The organism is Alphaproteobacteria bacterium (genome assembly GCA_017308135.1).
Classification (GTDB): Bacteria; Pseudomonadota; Alphaproteobacteria; order CACIAM-22H2; family CACIAM-22H2; genus Tagaea.
Genome location: JAFKFM010000015.1, coordinates 123,030 through 139,399 on the forward strand (window position 1 = coordinate 123,030; position 16,370 = coordinate 139,399).

At 65.2% G+C, this 16,370-nt stretch carries 15 protein-coding genes; 6 read left to right on the forward strand and 9 right to left on the reverse strand.

Annotation, left to right across the window (positions count from 1 at the left end; genetic code table 11):
• The first annotated feature begins 325 nt into the window (after nucleotides 1-325).
• Both J0H39_24825 and J0H39_24830 read left to right on the forward strand, forming a co-directional pair.
• Nucleotides 326-1,417: a hypothetical protein gene (locus J0H39_24825; GenBank protein ID MBN9499987.1), complete on the forward strand. Its 1,092-nt coding sequence runs from the start codon at nucleotides 326-328 to the stop codon at nucleotides 1,415-1,417.
• Nucleotides 1,418-1,656: 239 nt separating this feature from the next.
• A complete protein-coding gene (locus J0H39_24830) occupies nucleotides 1,657-2,448 on the forward strand; it encodes a hypothetical protein (protein MBN9499988.1) in 792 nt (263 codons plus the stop codon).
• Nucleotides 2,449-2,525: 77 nt separating this feature from the next.
• On the opposite strand, the gene J0H39_24835 is transcribed toward J0H39_24830, so the two are convergent.
• Genes J0H39_24835 through J0H39_24860 form a run of 6 tightly spaced genes read right to left on the reverse strand, consistent with a single transcriptional unit; the run spans nucleotide 2,526 to nucleotide 7,759 of the window.
• Nucleotides 2,526-3,647, reverse strand: a complete 1,122-nt coding sequence (locus J0H39_24835; protein MBN9499989.1) for a branched-chain amino acid ABC transporter substrate-binding protein — start codon at nucleotides 3,645-3,647, stop codon at nucleotides 2,526-2,528.
• A 47-nt stretch (nucleotides 3,648-3,694) separates the two neighbouring features.
• On the reverse strand, nucleotides 3,695-4,069 hold the full coding sequence (locus J0H39_24840) for a hypothetical protein (GenBank protein MBN9499990.1): 375 nt from the start codon (nucleotides 4,067-4,069) through the stop codon (nucleotides 3,695-3,697).
• Between the two features lie 11 nt (nucleotides 4,070-4,080).
• Nucleotides 4,081-4,794 (reverse strand): ABC transporter ATP-binding protein, encoded by a 714-nt coding sequence (locus J0H39_24845; protein MBN9499991.1) that lies wholly within the window; start codon nucleotides 4,792-4,794, stop codon nucleotides 4,081-4,083.
• Nucleotides 4,795-4,799: 5 nt separating this feature from the next.
• On the reverse strand, nucleotides 4,800-5,600 hold the full coding sequence (locus tag J0H39_24850) for an ABC transporter ATP-binding protein (protein ID MBN9499992.1): 801 nt from the start codon (nucleotides 5,598-5,600) through the stop codon (nucleotides 4,800-4,802).
• On the reverse strand, nucleotides 5,597-6,841 hold the full coding sequence (gene livM, locus J0H39_24855) for a high-affinity branched-chain amino acid ABC transporter permease LivM (GenBank protein MBN9499993.1): 1,245 nt from the start codon (nucleotides 6,839-6,841) through the stop codon (nucleotides 5,597-5,599). Before livM ends, J0H39_24850 begins: the two co-directional genes overlap by 4 nt.
• A 3-nt stretch (nucleotides 6,842-6,844) precedes the next feature.
• Nucleotides 6,845-7,759, reverse strand: coding sequence for a branched-chain amino acid ABC transporter permease LivH (locus J0H39_24860; protein ID MBN9499994.1), 915 nt, complete (start codon nucleotides 7,757-7,759; stop codon nucleotides 6,845-6,847).
• Nucleotides 7,760-7,952: 193 nt separating this feature from the next.
• Between J0H39_24860 and J0H39_24865 the strand changes: the two genes are divergently transcribed.
• A complete protein-coding gene (locus tag J0H39_24865) occupies nucleotides 7,953-9,344 on the forward strand; it encodes a sigma-54-dependent Fis family transcriptional regulator (protein ID MBN9499995.1) in 1,392 nt (463 codons plus the stop codon).
• On the opposite strand, the gene J0H39_24870 is transcribed toward J0H39_24865, so the two are convergent.
• Entirely contained in the window at nucleotides 9,341-10,306 is a 966-nt protein-coding gene (locus tag J0H39_24870; GenBank protein ID MBN9499996.1) for a GNAT family N-acetyltransferase, read from the reverse strand. The genes J0H39_24865 and J0H39_24870 overlap by 4 nt on opposite strands.
• Before the next feature lie 184 nt (nucleotides 10,307-10,490).
• Between J0H39_24870 and J0H39_24875 the strand changes: the two genes are divergently transcribed.
• Nucleotides 10,491-11,420, forward strand: coding sequence for an RNA polymerase factor sigma-32 (locus tag J0H39_24875; protein MBN9499997.1), 930 nt, complete (start codon nucleotides 10,491-10,493; stop codon nucleotides 11,418-11,420).
• 16 nt (nucleotides 11,421-11,436) lie between these two features.
• On the opposite strand, the gene J0H39_24880 is transcribed toward J0H39_24875, so the two are convergent.
• Both J0H39_24880 and J0H39_24885 read right to left on the reverse strand, forming a co-directional pair.
• The gene (locus J0H39_24880; protein MBN9499998.1) at nucleotides 11,437-12,279 is read right to left on the reverse strand and encodes an aldo/keto reductase; all 843 of its coding nucleotides are present in this window, start codon (nucleotides 12,277-12,279) and stop codon (nucleotides 11,437-11,439) included.
• A gap of 2 nt (nucleotides 12,280-12,281) precedes the next feature.
• The gene (locus J0H39_24885) at nucleotides 12,282-13,313 is read right to left on the reverse strand and encodes an amino acid ABC transporter substrate-binding protein (protein ID MBN9499999.1); all 1,032 of its coding nucleotides are present in this window, start codon (nucleotides 13,311-13,313) and stop codon (nucleotides 12,282-12,284) included.
• Nucleotides 13,314-13,475: 162 nt separating this feature from the next.
• Here J0H39_24885 and J0H39_24890 point away from each other — a divergent pair, with 162 nt between their 5' ends.
• Together J0H39_24890 and fliG are read left to right on the forward strand one after the other, a co-directional pair.
• Complete coding sequence (locus J0H39_24890; GenBank protein MBN9500000.1) at nucleotides 13,476-15,362, forward strand: tetratricopeptide repeat protein; 1,887 nt, start codon at nucleotides 13,476-13,478, stop codon at nucleotides 15,360-15,362.
• A 79-nt stretch (nucleotides 15,363-15,441) separates the two neighbouring features.
• The coding region (fliG, locus tag J0H39_24895; protein MBN9500001.1) for a flagellar motor switch protein FliG at nucleotides 15,442-16,370 on the forward strand (929 nt) is incomplete at its 3' end.

Consider the following 16,370-nt stretch of genomic DNA (forward strand, 5'->3'; position numbering starts at 1 on the left):
GATGCGCCGCGACGGGGAATGTCTGGCGTGAACCCGGGCGGACCGTAGTCCCCGCTCGCGACGAAACTATTGAAGTTCGATTGCTGTTTTGTGACAGCGGCGGCGATCGCCCGAAATTCGTGCAACCGATTGCCTGGAAATGGAAAATTCCGACACCCGAAAGGGCGCGCCAAAAATCTTGCGCCGGCGCGGTCACAAAAATTCCGCCGCCCGAATACATACCCGGGGATGTGATTGCCTACCTATGCACGCCGGAAACCTTGCTCTGACGGCCTCCCCTGCCATACTAAGCGCCGTCAATCCCTTGCCGGACCACACTGATTCGATGGCGACCGCCAAACCCGTCAATGTCGACAAATTGCGCGCGTCGCTGAGCGAGCGATTCTTCGAGGCATTGGCCCGCCGGCGAATCGAGCTCAAGGAAGCCGCGCGCTATGCCGGCTGCCACGAGAAGGTGTTGGGCCGTTTGCGCCGGGGCGAGTCCGAGAAGATGGACCTCGCTTATGTCGTGGCGATCGCCAAGTCGCTGCCCGACGGCGACGCCTTCATCGGCGAAGTGACCGGCATCGGCCAAGCCGCCGACGATATGCGCGCGCGCATCCAGGAAGCGGCGGTGCGCCTGTCGCCCTCGCGGCCCGATTCCGATTGGTGGTACCCGCCTTACGGCGACAAGGTCCACGCCGCTCCCGATCCGGCCACGGCTTTGCGCCTTGCCTATCGTCTTCCGGGCACGATCGACGCCGTCGGCTACGGTCTGCGCTCGCTGGGCGGGGTACTGCGCCAGGGCATCCGCGTGACCTACGAACGCGAGGCGGCGTCGCACAAGGCGCTGCTCGCCTGCGCCAAGCATCTGCGCGAATGCTTCGGGACCGAGGCGATGGTGCTGGTCAACGACCAGCCGTTGAACGTGCGCATCGCGATCAATCTGCTGGAGGAGACGGCGGCCGACGCCGCCTCGGCGCTTGCGTCGCGCGCACACCCTTGGGTCATCGACCGGTTGTCGCTCGACAGCATCGAGGATCCGCTGCTCGGCCAATTCGCGCGCGAAGCGGCCGGCAATATCGACGACATCGCCAGCTACGCGCTGCGCGGCGGCATGGCCGATCGTTGCGCGCTGTTCCATGTCGACGGCGAGAACGTCATGTCGCTCTGGGCGGGCGCGTCGCTCGCGGTCGACCGGTCGTCGATCATCGGGCGCAACGTGCTGGAGCGCGACGACCTCGCCTATGCGCGCATGGTCCGCGCCCATGTGCTGGAAGCCTGCGCCGAGGGCACCGTCTATCGCGAGATGGACATTCCGATGAACGGCTTGCGCGGCCGTTATCGGCGCGTGGCCGCCGCCGGACGGCGCGGCCCCGACGGCACGCGCCAGGTTGTGACGCTGGTCCAGGTCGTCGGCCTTACCGCCTACAATTGAACGCCCCTTTAGGGGCGCGCCCAACGGGAGTTGATGCGTCCATGAACGACGCAACCTTAAGAATCCCGTTGAATACAAGTTTCCGTTGACCATACTGACAACCAATACTCGCGTGTGACGGCGCGGTTGAACCGGCGGCCATTTCCGCCTTCGCGGCGCCCCCTTCGCGCGCCCGCCCTCGGCTGCCCGACCGCTGCGGCGGCGCGGGCTCCTTTTCCCGAGAGAAAGACGAAGGAGTTATGGATGTTCTGAATCGCACCGACCTCACCACGCTTCCCCATTTCCTGGACGCGTGGAACCCCAAGGCGTTGCCGCCCGAAGCGCGACGCCTGCTCTCGGCGCGGGTCGCCCCGCCGCTCTGCGCCGTTCTGGAGGAAGCCGGCTTCGTGCCCCGCGTCGGCTTCGATTTGGAAACGCTGGCGGAATTCCGCCACAACCTAGCCGATCCGCGCTGGGCGAAACTCGCGGAACCGTGCGATCCGCATCTCAACCCCGGCGCCACCGAAAACGACACCTTCGTCGTCTATATGCTGAACCCGGCGGGCGAGGTTTGGGGTTGTGCCGCGTCGCGCTTACGCTGGCTCGAAGGCTCGCTCGCCGACAATCTCGCGCATCAGACGGCGCTGGCCGAACGCCCGGATCGTTTGCCCGAAGGCCAGCGTTTCGCGTCGTTCGGCGCGATGGCCGAGGGCATTCGCGACGTGCCCGTGGCCTGGGGCTCGTCGCTCTGGGCGCACGACAAGGCGCCGCGCATGCTGGTGCCCGCGATCATGCGCATGCTGCATCTGTGGACCGTCGCGCATTGGACATGGTCCTTCACCGTGTCGATCGGCCAGCCGCGCATCGCCGATCGCTACGGTTTCGACGTTCACGGCTACGATGTCGTGGCACGGGGCGCGCGACGCACGAACGCGGAGGGGGCCGCGACCGACTACCGGCTGATGATCGCGGGGCGCGCGCGCATCCGCGCGCTCGTCACCGATCCGGGCTACACGGATCTCGCGTGCGACCTGTCGGGCTTGGGGATGTAGGACCGCCCCAACGAAAAACGGGGCCGGTCGCCCGGCCCCGTTTCCCGTTTTGCCATAAAGGCGACGATACGCGAGGATCACATCTCCGCGTACTTGCCATCTTTCCATTGGTAGAACACGTAGTTCGGCTTCGTCAGGTCGCCCTTGTTGTCGAAGCTGAGGCTGCCGATCACGGTATCGACCGACTTGCCGTGCAGATTCGCGATCAAGCCCGCGACCGCCGTGCCGTTCGACGCCTTCGCCGCCGCGGCGAAGACTTGCACGCCCGCATAGGACAGCAGCGTGTAGCCTTCCGGGTCGTAGTTCTGCGCCTTGAACTTCGCCACGACGCCGGCGGCGGCCGGGTTCTTCCGCGGATCGCTGTCGAAGGTCATGATGACGCCGTCCGACGCGCGGCCCGCGATGGTCGCGAACTCGGCCGAGACGATGCCGTCGCCCGAGACGAGCTGGGCGGCGAGGCCCTGTTCGCGCGCCTGACGCACGAGCAACGCGGCTTCGGTGTGCAGACCGCCGAAATAGATGCATTCGACGTTCAGCGACTTCATGCGCGTGATGAGCGCGGTGAAGTCCTTGTCGCCCACCGACACGCCGTCATAAAGACGCTCGGTCAGGCCGCGGCCGTTGATCGCCTTCTTGGTTTCGTCGGCGAGGCCTTGGCCATAGGTCGTCTTGTCGTGAATGACAGCGACGGCCTTGCCCGCGTAACGCTGGGCGATCCAGGCGCCGGCGACCGCACCTTGCTGGTCGTCGCGGCCGCAGACGCGGAACACGCTGCGGAACTTCGGACCGCGATCGGTCAGGACCGGGTTGGTCGAGGCCGGCGAGATCTGCAGGATGCCTTCCTCGGCATAGACTTCCGAGGCCGGGATCGAGCACGACGAGTTGAAATGGCCGAGCACGAACGGCACGCGGCGCTGCGCCAGACGGTTGGCCGCCGCGCGCGCCTGGTTGGCGTCCGAGGCGTCGTCTTCGAACACGGCGGTCATCTGGCGGCCGAGCACGCCGCCCGCGGCGTTGAGGTCGGCGACCGCGAGAGCGGCACCCCGGCGCATCTGTTCGCCGAACGCGGCGTTGGGGCCGGTGAAGGGACCGGCGACGCCGATCGTCAGCGCGCCGCCTTGGCCGAACGCGATCCCCGGTGCGGCGAGCGAAGCAACGGCCAAGCCGCCGCCGGCTTTCAGAAGGTCTCTGCGCTTCATAATGGTCATGGTTCGATCTCCCTCTCTGGAGTTCCCTCGGAAGGTTGTCAGGTCCGGGACCGGTCCGGGGATCCGGTCGCGGAAGCGGATTGGCCGGCGCGGTCGCGCCAGCCGAGCAGCCCGTCTTGCTCGTAGAGCCACGGGTATTGGCGGGTCATGAGGCGCACCTGGGTCGCGCGGAAACCGAACGCGGCCAGCGCCCCCAGCACGGCCCAGTCGAGCAGGAACAGGAAAAGCGACGTCAACTCGCCTTCGAACAACGCGTAGGACAGAAAGCGGTTCGACAGCGCCAGCAGCAGCGAATAGGGCACGATCTGCCACCACGGGCGCCAGGTCTGCGCGATCGCCTGCCCCATCAGGAACGAGGCGCCCCCGAACAAGACGATCGTGATGCCCAAAAATTCGCCCAGTGCGACGCCCATCGGTTACCCCCTCACCCGTGCCCGCCGGCGAGATACGCCTTGCGGATATCGGGGTCGTCGAGAAGCGATTGACCGGTCCCGCTCATGCGGATCTCGCCGTTGACGAGCACGTAACCGCGATGGGCCAGGCGCAACGCGTGATACGCGTTTTGCTCGACCAGCAGGACGGTCACGCCCTGCGCGCGGTTGATCTCGCGGATCGTCGCGAAAATCTGGGCGACAAGCAAGGGGGCGAGGCCCAAAGACGGCTCGTCGAGCAACAAGAGGCGCGGGCGCGACATCAGCGCGCGGCCGATCGCCAGCATCTGCTGTTCGCCGCCCGACATCGTGCCCGCGCGCTGGGTCTTGCGTTCGGCCAGACGCGGGAACAGCGCGAACATGCGCTCCAGATCGCCGGAAAGATTGCGCTCGTCGCCCAGATAGGCACCCATCTGCAAATTCTCGAGCACCGTCATGCGCGGGAAAATGCGCCGCCCCTCGGGCGATTGGGCGATGCCGAGCTTCACCATGTCGTGCAGATCGGTGCCGGTGATGTCCTGCCCCGCATAGACGATACGGCCTTCGGCCGCCTTCGGCGCGCCGCAAATCGTCATCAGCAGCGTCGATTTGCCCGCCCCGTTGGCGCCGATCAACGCCACGATCTCGCCCTCGTCGACGGTCAGCGACACGCCGCGCAAGGCTTCGACCGGGCCGTAGCGCGCCTTGACGCGCTCGATCGACAACAAGGTCGTCACGCCGCGTCCTCCTCGTCCGTGCCGAGATAGGCGGCGATGACGGCGGGATCGACGCGGATCTGCGCCGGGTTGCCTTCGGCGATCTTGGCGCCGTGATCGAGCACGACGATATGATCGGAAATCTCCATCACGACGCTCATGTCGTGTTCGATCAGCAGCACGGCGATTTTCTCGCGCGCCTTGATGTCGCGGATCAGCGCGGCCAGATCGGCCGATTCCTTCGGGTTCAACCCGGCGGCGGGCTCGTCCAAGCACAGAAGCCGCGGGTTCGTGCACATCGCGCGCGCGATTTCCAGGCGCCGCTGATCGCCATAGGGCAGGCTGCCCGCCTCGTCGTCCGCCAAATGGCGCAAGCCGACGCGTTCGAGCCATTCGGATGCGCGCGCGACCGCCGCTTTCTCCGCGTCGCGATAGCGCGCGAGGCCCAGCAACCCGGCGAGCGTGTGGAACGATGCGCGATGCAGCGTGTTGTGCTGCGCGACCAGCAAATTCTCCAGCACCGTCATGCGCGGGAACAGGCGGATATTCTGGAAGGTGCGGGCGACACCCGCTTGGCCGGCGATGCGGAACCCGTCCATCCGCTCCAGCAGGAATTCCTGACCGTCGCGATTGAGGCACATGCGCCCGACATCGGGCTTGTAGAAACCGGTCAGGCAATTGAAGACGGTCGTCTTCCCCGCTCCGTTCGGCCCGATGATCGCGGTGATGCGGCCATCCTCCGCCGCGAAACTCACGTCATCGACGGCGACGAGGCCGCCGAAGCGGATGGTGAGATGTTCGACCGTCAGCAGGCTCATGCTTTCGCCCCCAATCGAATGGAGGGCTCGCGATGCGACACGAGGCCTTGCGGACGCCACAGCATGATCAGCACCATGGCGAAGCCGAACATGATCATGCGGTACTGCGAAAAATCGCGCAGCAATTCCGGGATCAAGATCAGGAAGGCGGCGGCGATGACCACGCCCAACTGGCTGCCCATCCCGCCGAGCACGACGATCGCGAGGATGACGGCACTTTCGATGAAGTTGAAGCTTTCGGGGCTGATGAAGCCCTGACGCGTGGCGAAGAAGGCGCCCGCGAAACCGCCGAACATGGCGCCCAGCGCGAAGGCCGAGAGCTTCACGTTGGTCGGATTGATGCCCAGCGCCCGGCATGCGATTTCATCCTCGCGCAACGCTTCCCAGGCGCGGCCGATCGGCAGCTTGCGCATGCGCAGCGTGAAGAAATTCGTCAGCAGCGCCAGCGCGAAGATCAGATAGTAGAGGAAGATGATGCGCTGAAGCGGCGAGAATTCGAGGCCGAACAATTCGTGGAAGGCGGTCTGGCCCGGCTCCGGATTTGCCGTAAACGGAAAGCCGAAGAAGCTGGGGCGCGGGATCGAGGTGAGCCCCGCCGACCCGCCCGAGAATTCCTTCCAGTTCAGCAGAATGACGCGGATCATTTCGCCGAAGCCGAGCGTGACGATGGCGAGATAATCGCCGCGCAAGCGCAACACCGGAAAGCCGAGCATCACGCCGAACATCGCCGCCAGCACGCCGGCGATCGGCAGGCACAGCCAGAACGACCAGCCGAAATTGATCGCGAACAGCGCGTAGGAATAGGCGCCCACGGCGTAGAAGGCGACGTAGCCGAGATCGAGAAGCCCCGCGAGCCCGACGACGATGTTGAGCCCCCAGCCGAGCATCACATAAATCAGCACCGTGATGGCGAGTTCGACCGTGTAGCGATCGCCCAGCGGCGTGAAGGGCAACACAAGTGCGAACACGCCCAGCACCAGCGCGAACATCGTGCTGGCATTGGGCGGCAAGGCGGGCAGTTTGACCGCAAGGCCGAACGGATTCCCGCGCCCGCGCAACACGCCCAAAAGAAGGCGGCCGGCGAACACGGCGCCGACGCCCCACGCCACCCAATCGAAACGCGTTTCGATGGCGAGGCCTTGCATCGTGTCGGCCAAGCGGAAGCCGATCAGCGGAACCGCCAGCATCAGGGCCACAAAGGCCGCCATCAACGCTTCGCGCAGGGCCTGCGGAAACGGCATGCGTTAGACCTTTTCCACGTCCGGGCGGCCGAGCAGCCCGGTCGGCCGGAAGATCAGCACGATCACCAGAATGCCGAACACAGCGACATCTTTATAAGCGATCGGGAAATGGGCCGACCAAAACGCCTCGATCAAGCCGATCAGCAACCCGCCCAGCATGGCGCCGGGCAGCGAGCCGATTCCGCCGAGCACGGCGGCGGTGAAGGCCTTGAGCCCCGCCAGGAAGCCGATGAAGAAATCCACCGCGCCGTAATAGAGTGTGAAGATCAATCCCGCGACGGCGGCAAGTGCTGCCCCCATCACGAAGGTGATGGAAATCGTGCGGTCGACGTTCACACCCAGCAACGCCGCCATCTTGCGGTCCTGCTCGCAGGCGCGCTGCGCGCGGCCGAGCTTCGTCTTGTGGATCAACAGCGTGAACCCGGCCATCAGAACGACGGTCGCAATGATGATGCCGATCTGTAGATAGGTGATGCGGACCGGGAAGCTGCCATCGCCCGTCATCACGAAGCCGCCGGTGACGATCGGCTGCAAGGGCTTCATCTTGGCGCCCTGAAGCAGATGCACATAGTTCTGCAGGAAAATGGACACGCCGATCGCCGAAATCAGCGGCGCCAAGCGGAACGACCCGCGCAACGGACGATAGGCGATCCGTTCGACCGTCCAACCATAGGCGCAAGTGAACACGATCGCCGCGATCAGCACGATCAGGATCGCCAGAACCGGATTGGCGAAGGCGAAGGTCCCCAGGATCGTGAAAGCGACCAGCGAGACGAACGCGCCGATCATATAGATTTCGCCATGGGCGAAATTGATCATTCCCACAATGCCGTAAACCATCGTGTAGCCGATCGCGATGAGGCCATAGATCGCCCCGAGCGTCAGCCCGTTGATCAATTGCTGGAGGAAATACTCCACCCGTCCAGACCCTGTCCGCTACCCTGTTCGCCGCCCCGCTTTTCGACGGGTGCGTTATCGATGGGAACCTAGAGCCCTTTCGCGACAAAGGGAAGGCCCGCCGCGAAATACCCTTGAAGCGGCGGGGGCTTATCGCGGACAATATACGGGTATGGATGACGAACTTCCCACCGCATCGGCCATCAAAGCCGCAATGCGCGCCTCCCCTGCCGTGCTTGTGGTCGAGGATTCCGAATCGACCGCTGCCCTGTACGAGGAATATCTACGGTCGGCCGATTATCGCGTGAAGACCGCCGGTACGGTTGCGGCCGCGTTGTCGTTGCTCGGGTCGGAACATTTCGACGCGGTCGTGCTCGACCTTAATCTGCCCGACGGCAACGGCTTGTCGGTGCTGAAAGAGGTGAAGCGCCAGGATCTGCCGGTCGAAACGCTGGTCGTCACCGCGACCGGCACGCTGGCCGTCGCGGTCGAGGCGATGCGCGAAGGTGCCTTCGATTTCGTCGTGAAACCCTTCGCGCGCGACCGCCTGCTGGTCACGATGCGCAACGCGCTCGAACGCCGGCGCTTGCGTGCCGCGGTCGAAACCTACGAAAGCGAATTCGGCCGTAACCGTTATTTCGGTTTGGTGGGTGCGGCCCTGCCCATGCAACGCGTCTATCGCATCGTCGATAGTGCTGGGCCCAGCACCGCGCCGATCTTCGTGGTCGGCGAAAGCGGCACCGGCAAGGAAGTTTGCGCCGACGCGATCCATCGCCGCTCGCAACGCGCCGCCGGGCCGTTCGTGGCGCTATCCTGCGCGACGATCCCCAAAGCCCTGCAAGGGGCGGAATTGTTCGGCCGCGACGGCGAGCCGCGCGGCGGCGCCATCGCCCGTGCGCATGGCGGCACGCTCTATCTCGAAGACGTCGCGGAATTGGAAATCGGCCTTCAGACCAAGCTGCTGCGCTGGCTCGAAACCGGCATGGTCGAAAGCGAGGGCGGGGCGGCGCAGGTCCCGTCCGACGCGCGCATCGTGTGCGGCGGCCCGCGCGATCCGCGTTTGGACGTGCAGGCCGGGCGCCTGCGCGAGGATTTGTTTTTCCGCTTGAACGTCATCTCGATCGCGTTGCCGCCGGTGCGCGAACGCGAGGACGACGCGGTCTTGCTCGCGCGCCATGCGCTGCGTCGTTTTGCGGCGGAAGAAGGAAAGCAATTCCGCGACATCGACCCGGCCGCCGAATACGCGCTGCGCACCTATGGCTGGCCCGGCAATGTGCGCGAGATCGAGAACGTGATGCGCTCGGTCGTCGTGCTGCATGAAGGCGAGATCGTGCGCGCCGACATGCTGCCGCTGCATCTGGCCGAAAGCGCCTTGCAAAGCGTGCCGTCCAAGGCGCAAGACGCGGCGCAAACCACCCCGGCCCCGCTGCCCGCCGGCGCCAAGCCTGCGATCCGCCCGCTATGGATCACCGAGCGTGAGACGATCGAGGCGGCCATCGCGTCTTGCGACGGCAATATTCCGCGCGCGGCGGCGTTCCTGGAAATCAGCCCGTCGACGATCTATCGCAAGAAGCAATCCTGGGAAGCGATCGATCGCGGCGCTTAAAGCGCCTTTCGATAGTGATATTCGTAACTGTCGGAGGCATCGCGCAATGCGCGTTCGCCCGGCAGGCGCGTATAGCCGCGCGCTTCGTAGAATTCATGGGCTTCCTTGAAGCGCGTATCGCTCCAAAGTTCCATGAAGCTCGCGCCACGGGCGCGCGCCGCACGCTCGGCGAAGTCGAGCAGCTTGGCCGCGAGGCCTTGGCGCCGCGCCCATTTGGCGACGTAAAGCCGCCCGAGCTTGATACCGCCGGGGGCGGCCTCGCACGGGCTGATCGCGATCGTGGCGGCGAGCTTGCCCTTCGCGTCTTCCGCGACCCAGATCGCGCCCCCTTCGGCGGCGTAGTTCGTGGCGACCGCTTTCAGATCGCTTTCTTCGTCGAGATCCATCACGCAACCCGGATACTCGGCCCAGATCGCGGCGATATGGTCGATGATCGCGGGCGAGTCCGCATCGCGCGCCGTGCGCAGGCGGAAGGGCGAGATGTCGGGCAATTCGTTGCCCCGCAAATCCAGATGCAGAAGCGCTGCCGCGATACTTCCGCCATCGGCATCGCGCCACGTATCCGGCCGAATGCCGACGCTGCGAAAGCCGAGATTTCGCGCGAGGGATTCGCCCGCACCGCCCGCCGGCGTTTCGAACGCGATGGCGCTGCGGCCCTTGGCGATCGCATGGGCGATGGCATTGGTCGCCAGGGCACGCCCCGCCCCTTGGCGGCGATCCGCGCGGCCGACGATCAACGTGACGAGACGCGCCGCATGATCGCGGCCGTCGCGCCCGTCCAGTTCCAGAACCGCCGCGCCGACCAAACGCCCTTCGTCGAAGGCGGCGAATAAGCTTCCCGCCTGGGCCGTTAGATCCAAGGCGAGGCCTTCCGACGCGGCTTCGAGCGCCAGCCCGGCCAGGGCGGCGGCGGCGGCGTCGCGTGTTACGGTTTGTTCCAGCAGGCGGATCGATAGGGCCATAAGGGGCCTCTAACACGACCCCTACGGCGTATACAAATCAATAGGTTAAGGGTGGCTCGGCGCCCTCTTTTGTTAACCTTCGTTAAAATGGTGCCTTGAAAAAGCGGGGGTGACGCCTTACTTTCGTCTTACTCGGATGCCCAGATGGGGTCCGTTACGAGATCATGCCTAGGAGGGTGATTTCATGTCATTCGCACCGACGGTCGGATTGCCGACCATTTACGCTCCCCGGAGCGGTTTTTCGCCGAAATCCCAGCGCGGCGAACTCGCGCAGTATATGGCCGAGATCGGCAAGTTCCCGATCCTCGAAGTCGAGGAGGAGCGCGCCCTTGCCCGCGCCTTCCGCGACGCGCAGGACGTGAAGGCCGCGCACAAGCTCGTCACCTCGCATCTTCGCCTCGTCGTGAAGATGGCGTGGAAATATCGCGGCTACGGCCTGCCGATGCACGACCTGATCGCGGAGGGCAATATCGGCCTGATGCACGCGGTCAAGCGCTTCGACCCCGACAAGGGCGTGCGTCTGTCCACCTATGCGATGTGGTGGATCAAGGCCGCGATCCAGGAATTCCTGCTGTCGTCGTGGTCGATGGTCACGATCGGCACGGCGGTCGCGCGCAAGAAGCTGCTCTTCGGCCTGGGCAACGTGAAGCGCAAGCTCGGCATCGATCAGGACAAGACTCTGACCGACGGCGATCGGCGCAAGATCGCCAGTGCCACCAATCTCGGCATGACCGATGTCGCCGAAATCGAGATGGCGACGCGCGGCGCCGTAGTGCCGCTCGACGCCCCCGTCGAGACCGGCAAAGGCAGCGTGTTGCCGAGCGAAATCGCGGATCCGTCCGCCGATTTCGGTTCGCGCATCGAAGCCGACGATGAAAAGCGCTGGCGCTTGGGCCTCGTCGAACGCGCGCTCGCCACGCTGGACGCGCGCGAACGCGAGATCGTGCGCGCGCGCAACCTGGCGGCCGAGCCCGCGACGCTCGACGATCTGTCGAAGCGCTTCGGCGTGAGCCGCGAGCGCGTGCGCCAGCTCGAGGAACGTGCGCTGGCCAAGCTCGGCGAACGCACCCGCGCTTTGGCGAAGGAAAAGAAAACCGAACTCGCCGACGCGTAAGCACGTCGCGCGATTTTCAGAGCATATCCAACGGCGTTTCCCGCTTCGGCGCGGGGAACGCCGTTTCCATTTGGGCGAGATCGTCCGCCGAAAGCACGAGATTCATCGCCGCGATATTCTCGGCGAGATGCGCCGTACTTGTCGATTTGGGAATGACCATCACGTCCTTGTGGCGCGCGACCCAGGCGAGCATCACCTGCGCCGGTGTGGCCTTATGTGCCGCCGCGATCTTCGCCAGCACCGGCGAATTGGGGATGCGGCCTTGTTCGAGCGGCGAATAGGCCATCAGCGGAATGCGATGCTGGCGGCAAAGCGCGAACAAGCCCGTCTCCGCCGCGCGCCGTCCGAGATTGTAGAGGATTTGGTTGGCGGCGCAGGCCGTCCCGCCCGCGTCGAACAGATCCTCCATGTCGGCGACGTCGAAATTCGACACGCCCCAATGCCGGATTTTGCCCGCCTTCTTCAAATCCTGGAACCCGGCCACGGTTTCGTCGAGCGGATGATTGCCGCGCCAATGCAGCAGATAGAGATCGATCCGGTCGGTCCCGAGCCGTTTGAGCGAGCGCGCGCAAGCTTGCGCGACACCCGACCGGCTCGCGTTATGCGGATAGACTTTGGAAACGACGAAGACTTCGTCGCGCCGCCCGGCGATCGCTTGGCCGACGATTTTCTCGGCCACGCCCTCGCCATACATTTCGGCGGTATCGATCAGCTTGACGCCCGCGTCGAGCCCAGCGCGAAGGGCGGCGAGTTCCCCCGCCGCCCTTGCCTTGCTCTCGCCCATGCGCCACGTGCCGAGCCCGAATTGCGCAACGGCCTCGCCGCCCGGCAGCTTCAGCGTGCGGTCGAGACCGCGCATCGTCAACGCAGCGGGATCGCGTACATCAACCCGCCTTTGGTCCAAAGGTCGTTGATGCCGCGTTCCAGCGCGAGCGGCGTTTTGACGCCCACGTTGCGCTCGAAACTGTCGCCGTAATTTCCGATCTGCTTGATGATGTTGTAGGCCCATTTGTTGTCGAGGCCCATCATCGCGCCGAACCCGCCTTGCACGCCCAGCACGCGCTGCACGACCGGGTCGGTCGATTTCAGCATCTCGTCCACGTTGGCTTGATTGACGCCGTATTCCTCGGCTTCGATCATCGCGCGCAGCGTCCATTTGACGATCGCGAGCCATTGATCGTCGCCCTTGCGCACCATCGGCCCCAAAGGTTCCTTCGAAATGCGCTCGGGCAGGATGATGTGATCGCCGGGCACGGCCAGGCTGGTGCGGATCGCGGCGAGGCCCGACGCGTCGGTCGTATAGGCGTCGCAGCGGCCAGCCTGATAGGCCGCGATGTTTTCCTCCAGCCGCTCGATCACCACCGGCGTGAACTTCATTTTCTGCGCGCGGAAATAATCGGCGAGGTTGAGTTCCGTCGTCGTGCCCGGCTGCACGCAGACCGTGGCGCCGTCGAGCTGACGGGCCGAGGCGATGTTCGCCCCCTTGCGTACGATGAAGCCTTGGCCGTCGTAGAAATTGACCCCCGCCTCGTGCAGGCCGAGCGACACGTCGCGCGCATAGGTCTGCGTGGCGTTGCGGGTCAGCACGTCGATCTCGCCCGATTGCAGCGCGACGAAGCGCTGCTGCGAGGTCGTCGGCACGTAGCGCACCTTGCTGGCGTCGCCGAACACGGCGACGGCGATCGCCTTGCACAGATCGACGTCGAGCCCGCGCCACACGCCTTGCGCGTCGGGCGCCGAGAAGCCGGGCAGTGCCGTGTTGACGCCGCAAATCAACTGGCCGCGCGCCTTGATCGTATCGAGCGTGGGGCCGCGCAAACCGGCGGGTGCTTGCGCCAGCGCAGGCGCCGCGACGGCCGCCGACAGCGCGAGAAGAGCGACGATCTTTTTCATCCTGGACTCCTTTGTCGATTGATCGGCAAAAGGGCTGCGGGAATTCCCCCGTCCGCCCGGATGGTCCGAAGTCTTGCAAACCACGCGCCGCAGCATGGCCGGTGCTTCGATCCCTCGCAAGCCGCTTGATCCCGCCCTTCCCCCGCGCCAGTCTGATTTCGGATGTCCGATACGAACGAAGCCCGAAGCCGCCAAGCGCTCGCCGATTTTCAGGCCGGGCTGGACGCGCAGAACAAAGGCGATGCGGGCCGCGCGCTCGATCGCTACCGCGCGGCGTTGCGCGCCGTTCCGGAATTCCTCGAAGCCGCGTGCAATGTCGCCGTGTTGCTCGCCCAGAAAGGCGAATTGCGCGCGGCCGAGACGGCATTGCGCGGCGCGATGACGCATCGCGACGATGTGCCCCAAGCCCACGCGATCCTTGGCCAGATCTTGCTGGCGCAATCGCGCGCGGCCGAAGCCTTGCCCGAACTCGACGCGGCCTTGGCCAAACTGCCCGACGATTTCGCGGCCTTGGGCAATCGCGCGCAAACGCTGCTGGCGCTGGGGCGCGGCGGCGAAGCGCTGACGGCCTACGAAAAGCTCCACGCGCGCGATCCGGCCCATCCCGCGTTGATCTTGAACTATGGCGGCTTGCTCGCCGAGTTGGGACGTGCGCAAGAAGCGGAAAAGCTACTCGGCCCCCTCGCCGCATCCGCGCATCCATTGGCGGCATCGGCGAATATCTCGCTGGGCGTGGCGCTAATCGCGCAAGGCCGCCATCACGACGCGCGCGCCGCCTTCGAACGCGCCGCCATACTCGACCCCGCCAATCCCGCCGGCGGATCGGGCGCCATCTTCGCGGCGAATTTCGATCCCGATCTCGACGACACGCAAACCCAGAGACGGCGCAAGGATTGGGCGCGGCGCTATGCCGAGCCACTGCGCGCGACCTGGCGGCCGCACGCCAATCCGCGCGATCCCAAGAAGCGTCTTGTCGTCGGCTATGTCTCCGGCGATTTCCGCGAGCACGCCGCCGCGGGCGTGATCGAGCCGATTTTGGCGGCGCACGACAAAAACGCCGTCGAGATCGTTCTCTATTCCTGCAATCCCGCCGACGATGCGCGCACCGCCCGTTTCAAAGCGATCGCGAATCGCTGGCGCGATTGGCGCGGGGTTTCCGAGGAGGCGGCCGCCGCCCAAGTGCGTGACGACGGTATCGACATTCTGATCGATCTGTCCGGCCACACCGGCGGCAATCGTCTGCTGGTCTTCGCGCGCAAACCCGCCCCTCTTCAAATCACGGGTTGGGGCGACGCGAACGGCACGGGGCTTTCGGCCATCGATTTTCTGTTCACCGATAAGGTGGCGCTGCCCGCCGTTTCGCGCGACGAATTCGCGGAGCAAGCGTTGGACCTGCCCAATGCGCAGTTCTTTGCGGCACCGTCGGACGCGCCCGAACCCGTATGGCCCGCGCGCGACGATTCCACGCTTTATATCGGCACGTTCAACCGCATCGCCAAGCTCGACGATGCGGTGTTGCGGTTATGGGCGCGGCTGCTCGCCAAGCCGGGGCGGCGCTTGGTGCTGAAGGACCGCACGATCGTCGAAGCGGCCGCGCGCGCGCGGATCGAAGCGCGGCTCGCCGCCGCCGGGATCGATCCGGCGAAAGCCGATCTCGTCGGCCCCACGGATCGCGCGGCGAACTACGCCGACTACGCGCGCCTCGACGTGGCACTCGACCCCTTCCCCTATGGCGGCGGGCTGACGACGCTGGACGCGCTCTGGATGGGCGTGCCGCTGGTCACCTTGCGCGGCCGGACGATCCAGGGCCGCTTGTCGGCGTCGATCCTGGCCGCGATCGGCCGCGCCGAATGGATTGCCGACACCCCCGGCGATTACGTGCGCATCGTCGAAACCCTGCTGGCCGATGCATCCGCGCGCCGTTCCGCACGGGAAAATTTACGTGAGGCCGTCCGCCGTTCCGCGGTCGGCGATGCGGCCGCCTATGCCCGCGCGGTCGAGGCCAAATATCGGGAAATCTGGGCCAATTTTTGCGCCCGACAGGCGTGAATTCCGATCTGTTCGCAGATCGCCGGAATTCTGCTAAAGTACCGGCTTATCTAGGATTCATCGCGCCCGAGAACGGCCCATGCGCATTCGCGACGATTATCGCACCCTGTCCGGCCAGGAAAAGGCCGCGATCCTCCTTTTGTCGTTGGGCGAGGAAGTCGCCGCGAAGCTTTTCGCGCTGATGTCCGACGACGAAATCAAGGAATTGTCCCAGACCATGGCGGGGCTGGGCACGGTCAACTCGTCGATCATCGAACGCCTGATCGTGGAATTCGCCGACCAGATCGCGGCCACCGGCTCGCTGGTCGGCACGTTCGATTCGACCGAGCGCCTGCTCGGCAAGGTTCTCGACAAGAACCGCGTCGCCAACATCATGGACGACATCCGCGGCCCCGCCGGCCGCACGATGTGGGACAAGCTCGGCAACGTCAACGAAGGCGTCCTCGCGAATTATCTCAAGAACGAATATCCGCAGACCGTCGCCGTCGTGTTGTCGAAGATCCGCGCCGATCACGCCGCGCGCGTGCTGGGCACGCTGCCCGAAGCCTTCGCGATGGAAGTCGTGATGCGCATGCTGCGTATGGAAACGGTGCAGAAGGACGTGCTCGACGACGTCGAACGCGTGCTGCGCAACGAGTTCATGTCCAACCTCGCCAAGACGACGCGCAAGGATACGCACGAGTTGATGGCCGAGATCTTCAACTCCCTCGACCGCCAGACCGAAGCGCGCTTCACGACGGCGCTGGAGGAACGCAACCGGGACTCGGCCGAGAAGATCAAGGCGCTGATGTTCAAGTTCGAGGATCTCGGCCGCCTCGACCCCGGCGGCGTGCAGACGCTGCTGCGCGCGGTCGACAAGTCGAAGCTCGCCATCGCCCTCAAAGGTGCGAACGAAACGCTGCGCGATCTGTTCTTCTCGAACATGTCGGAACGCGCGGGCAAAATGCTCAAGGAAGAAATCGAAGCGTTGGGCCCGGTGCGCGGCAAGGACGTGGCCGAAGCGCAAAC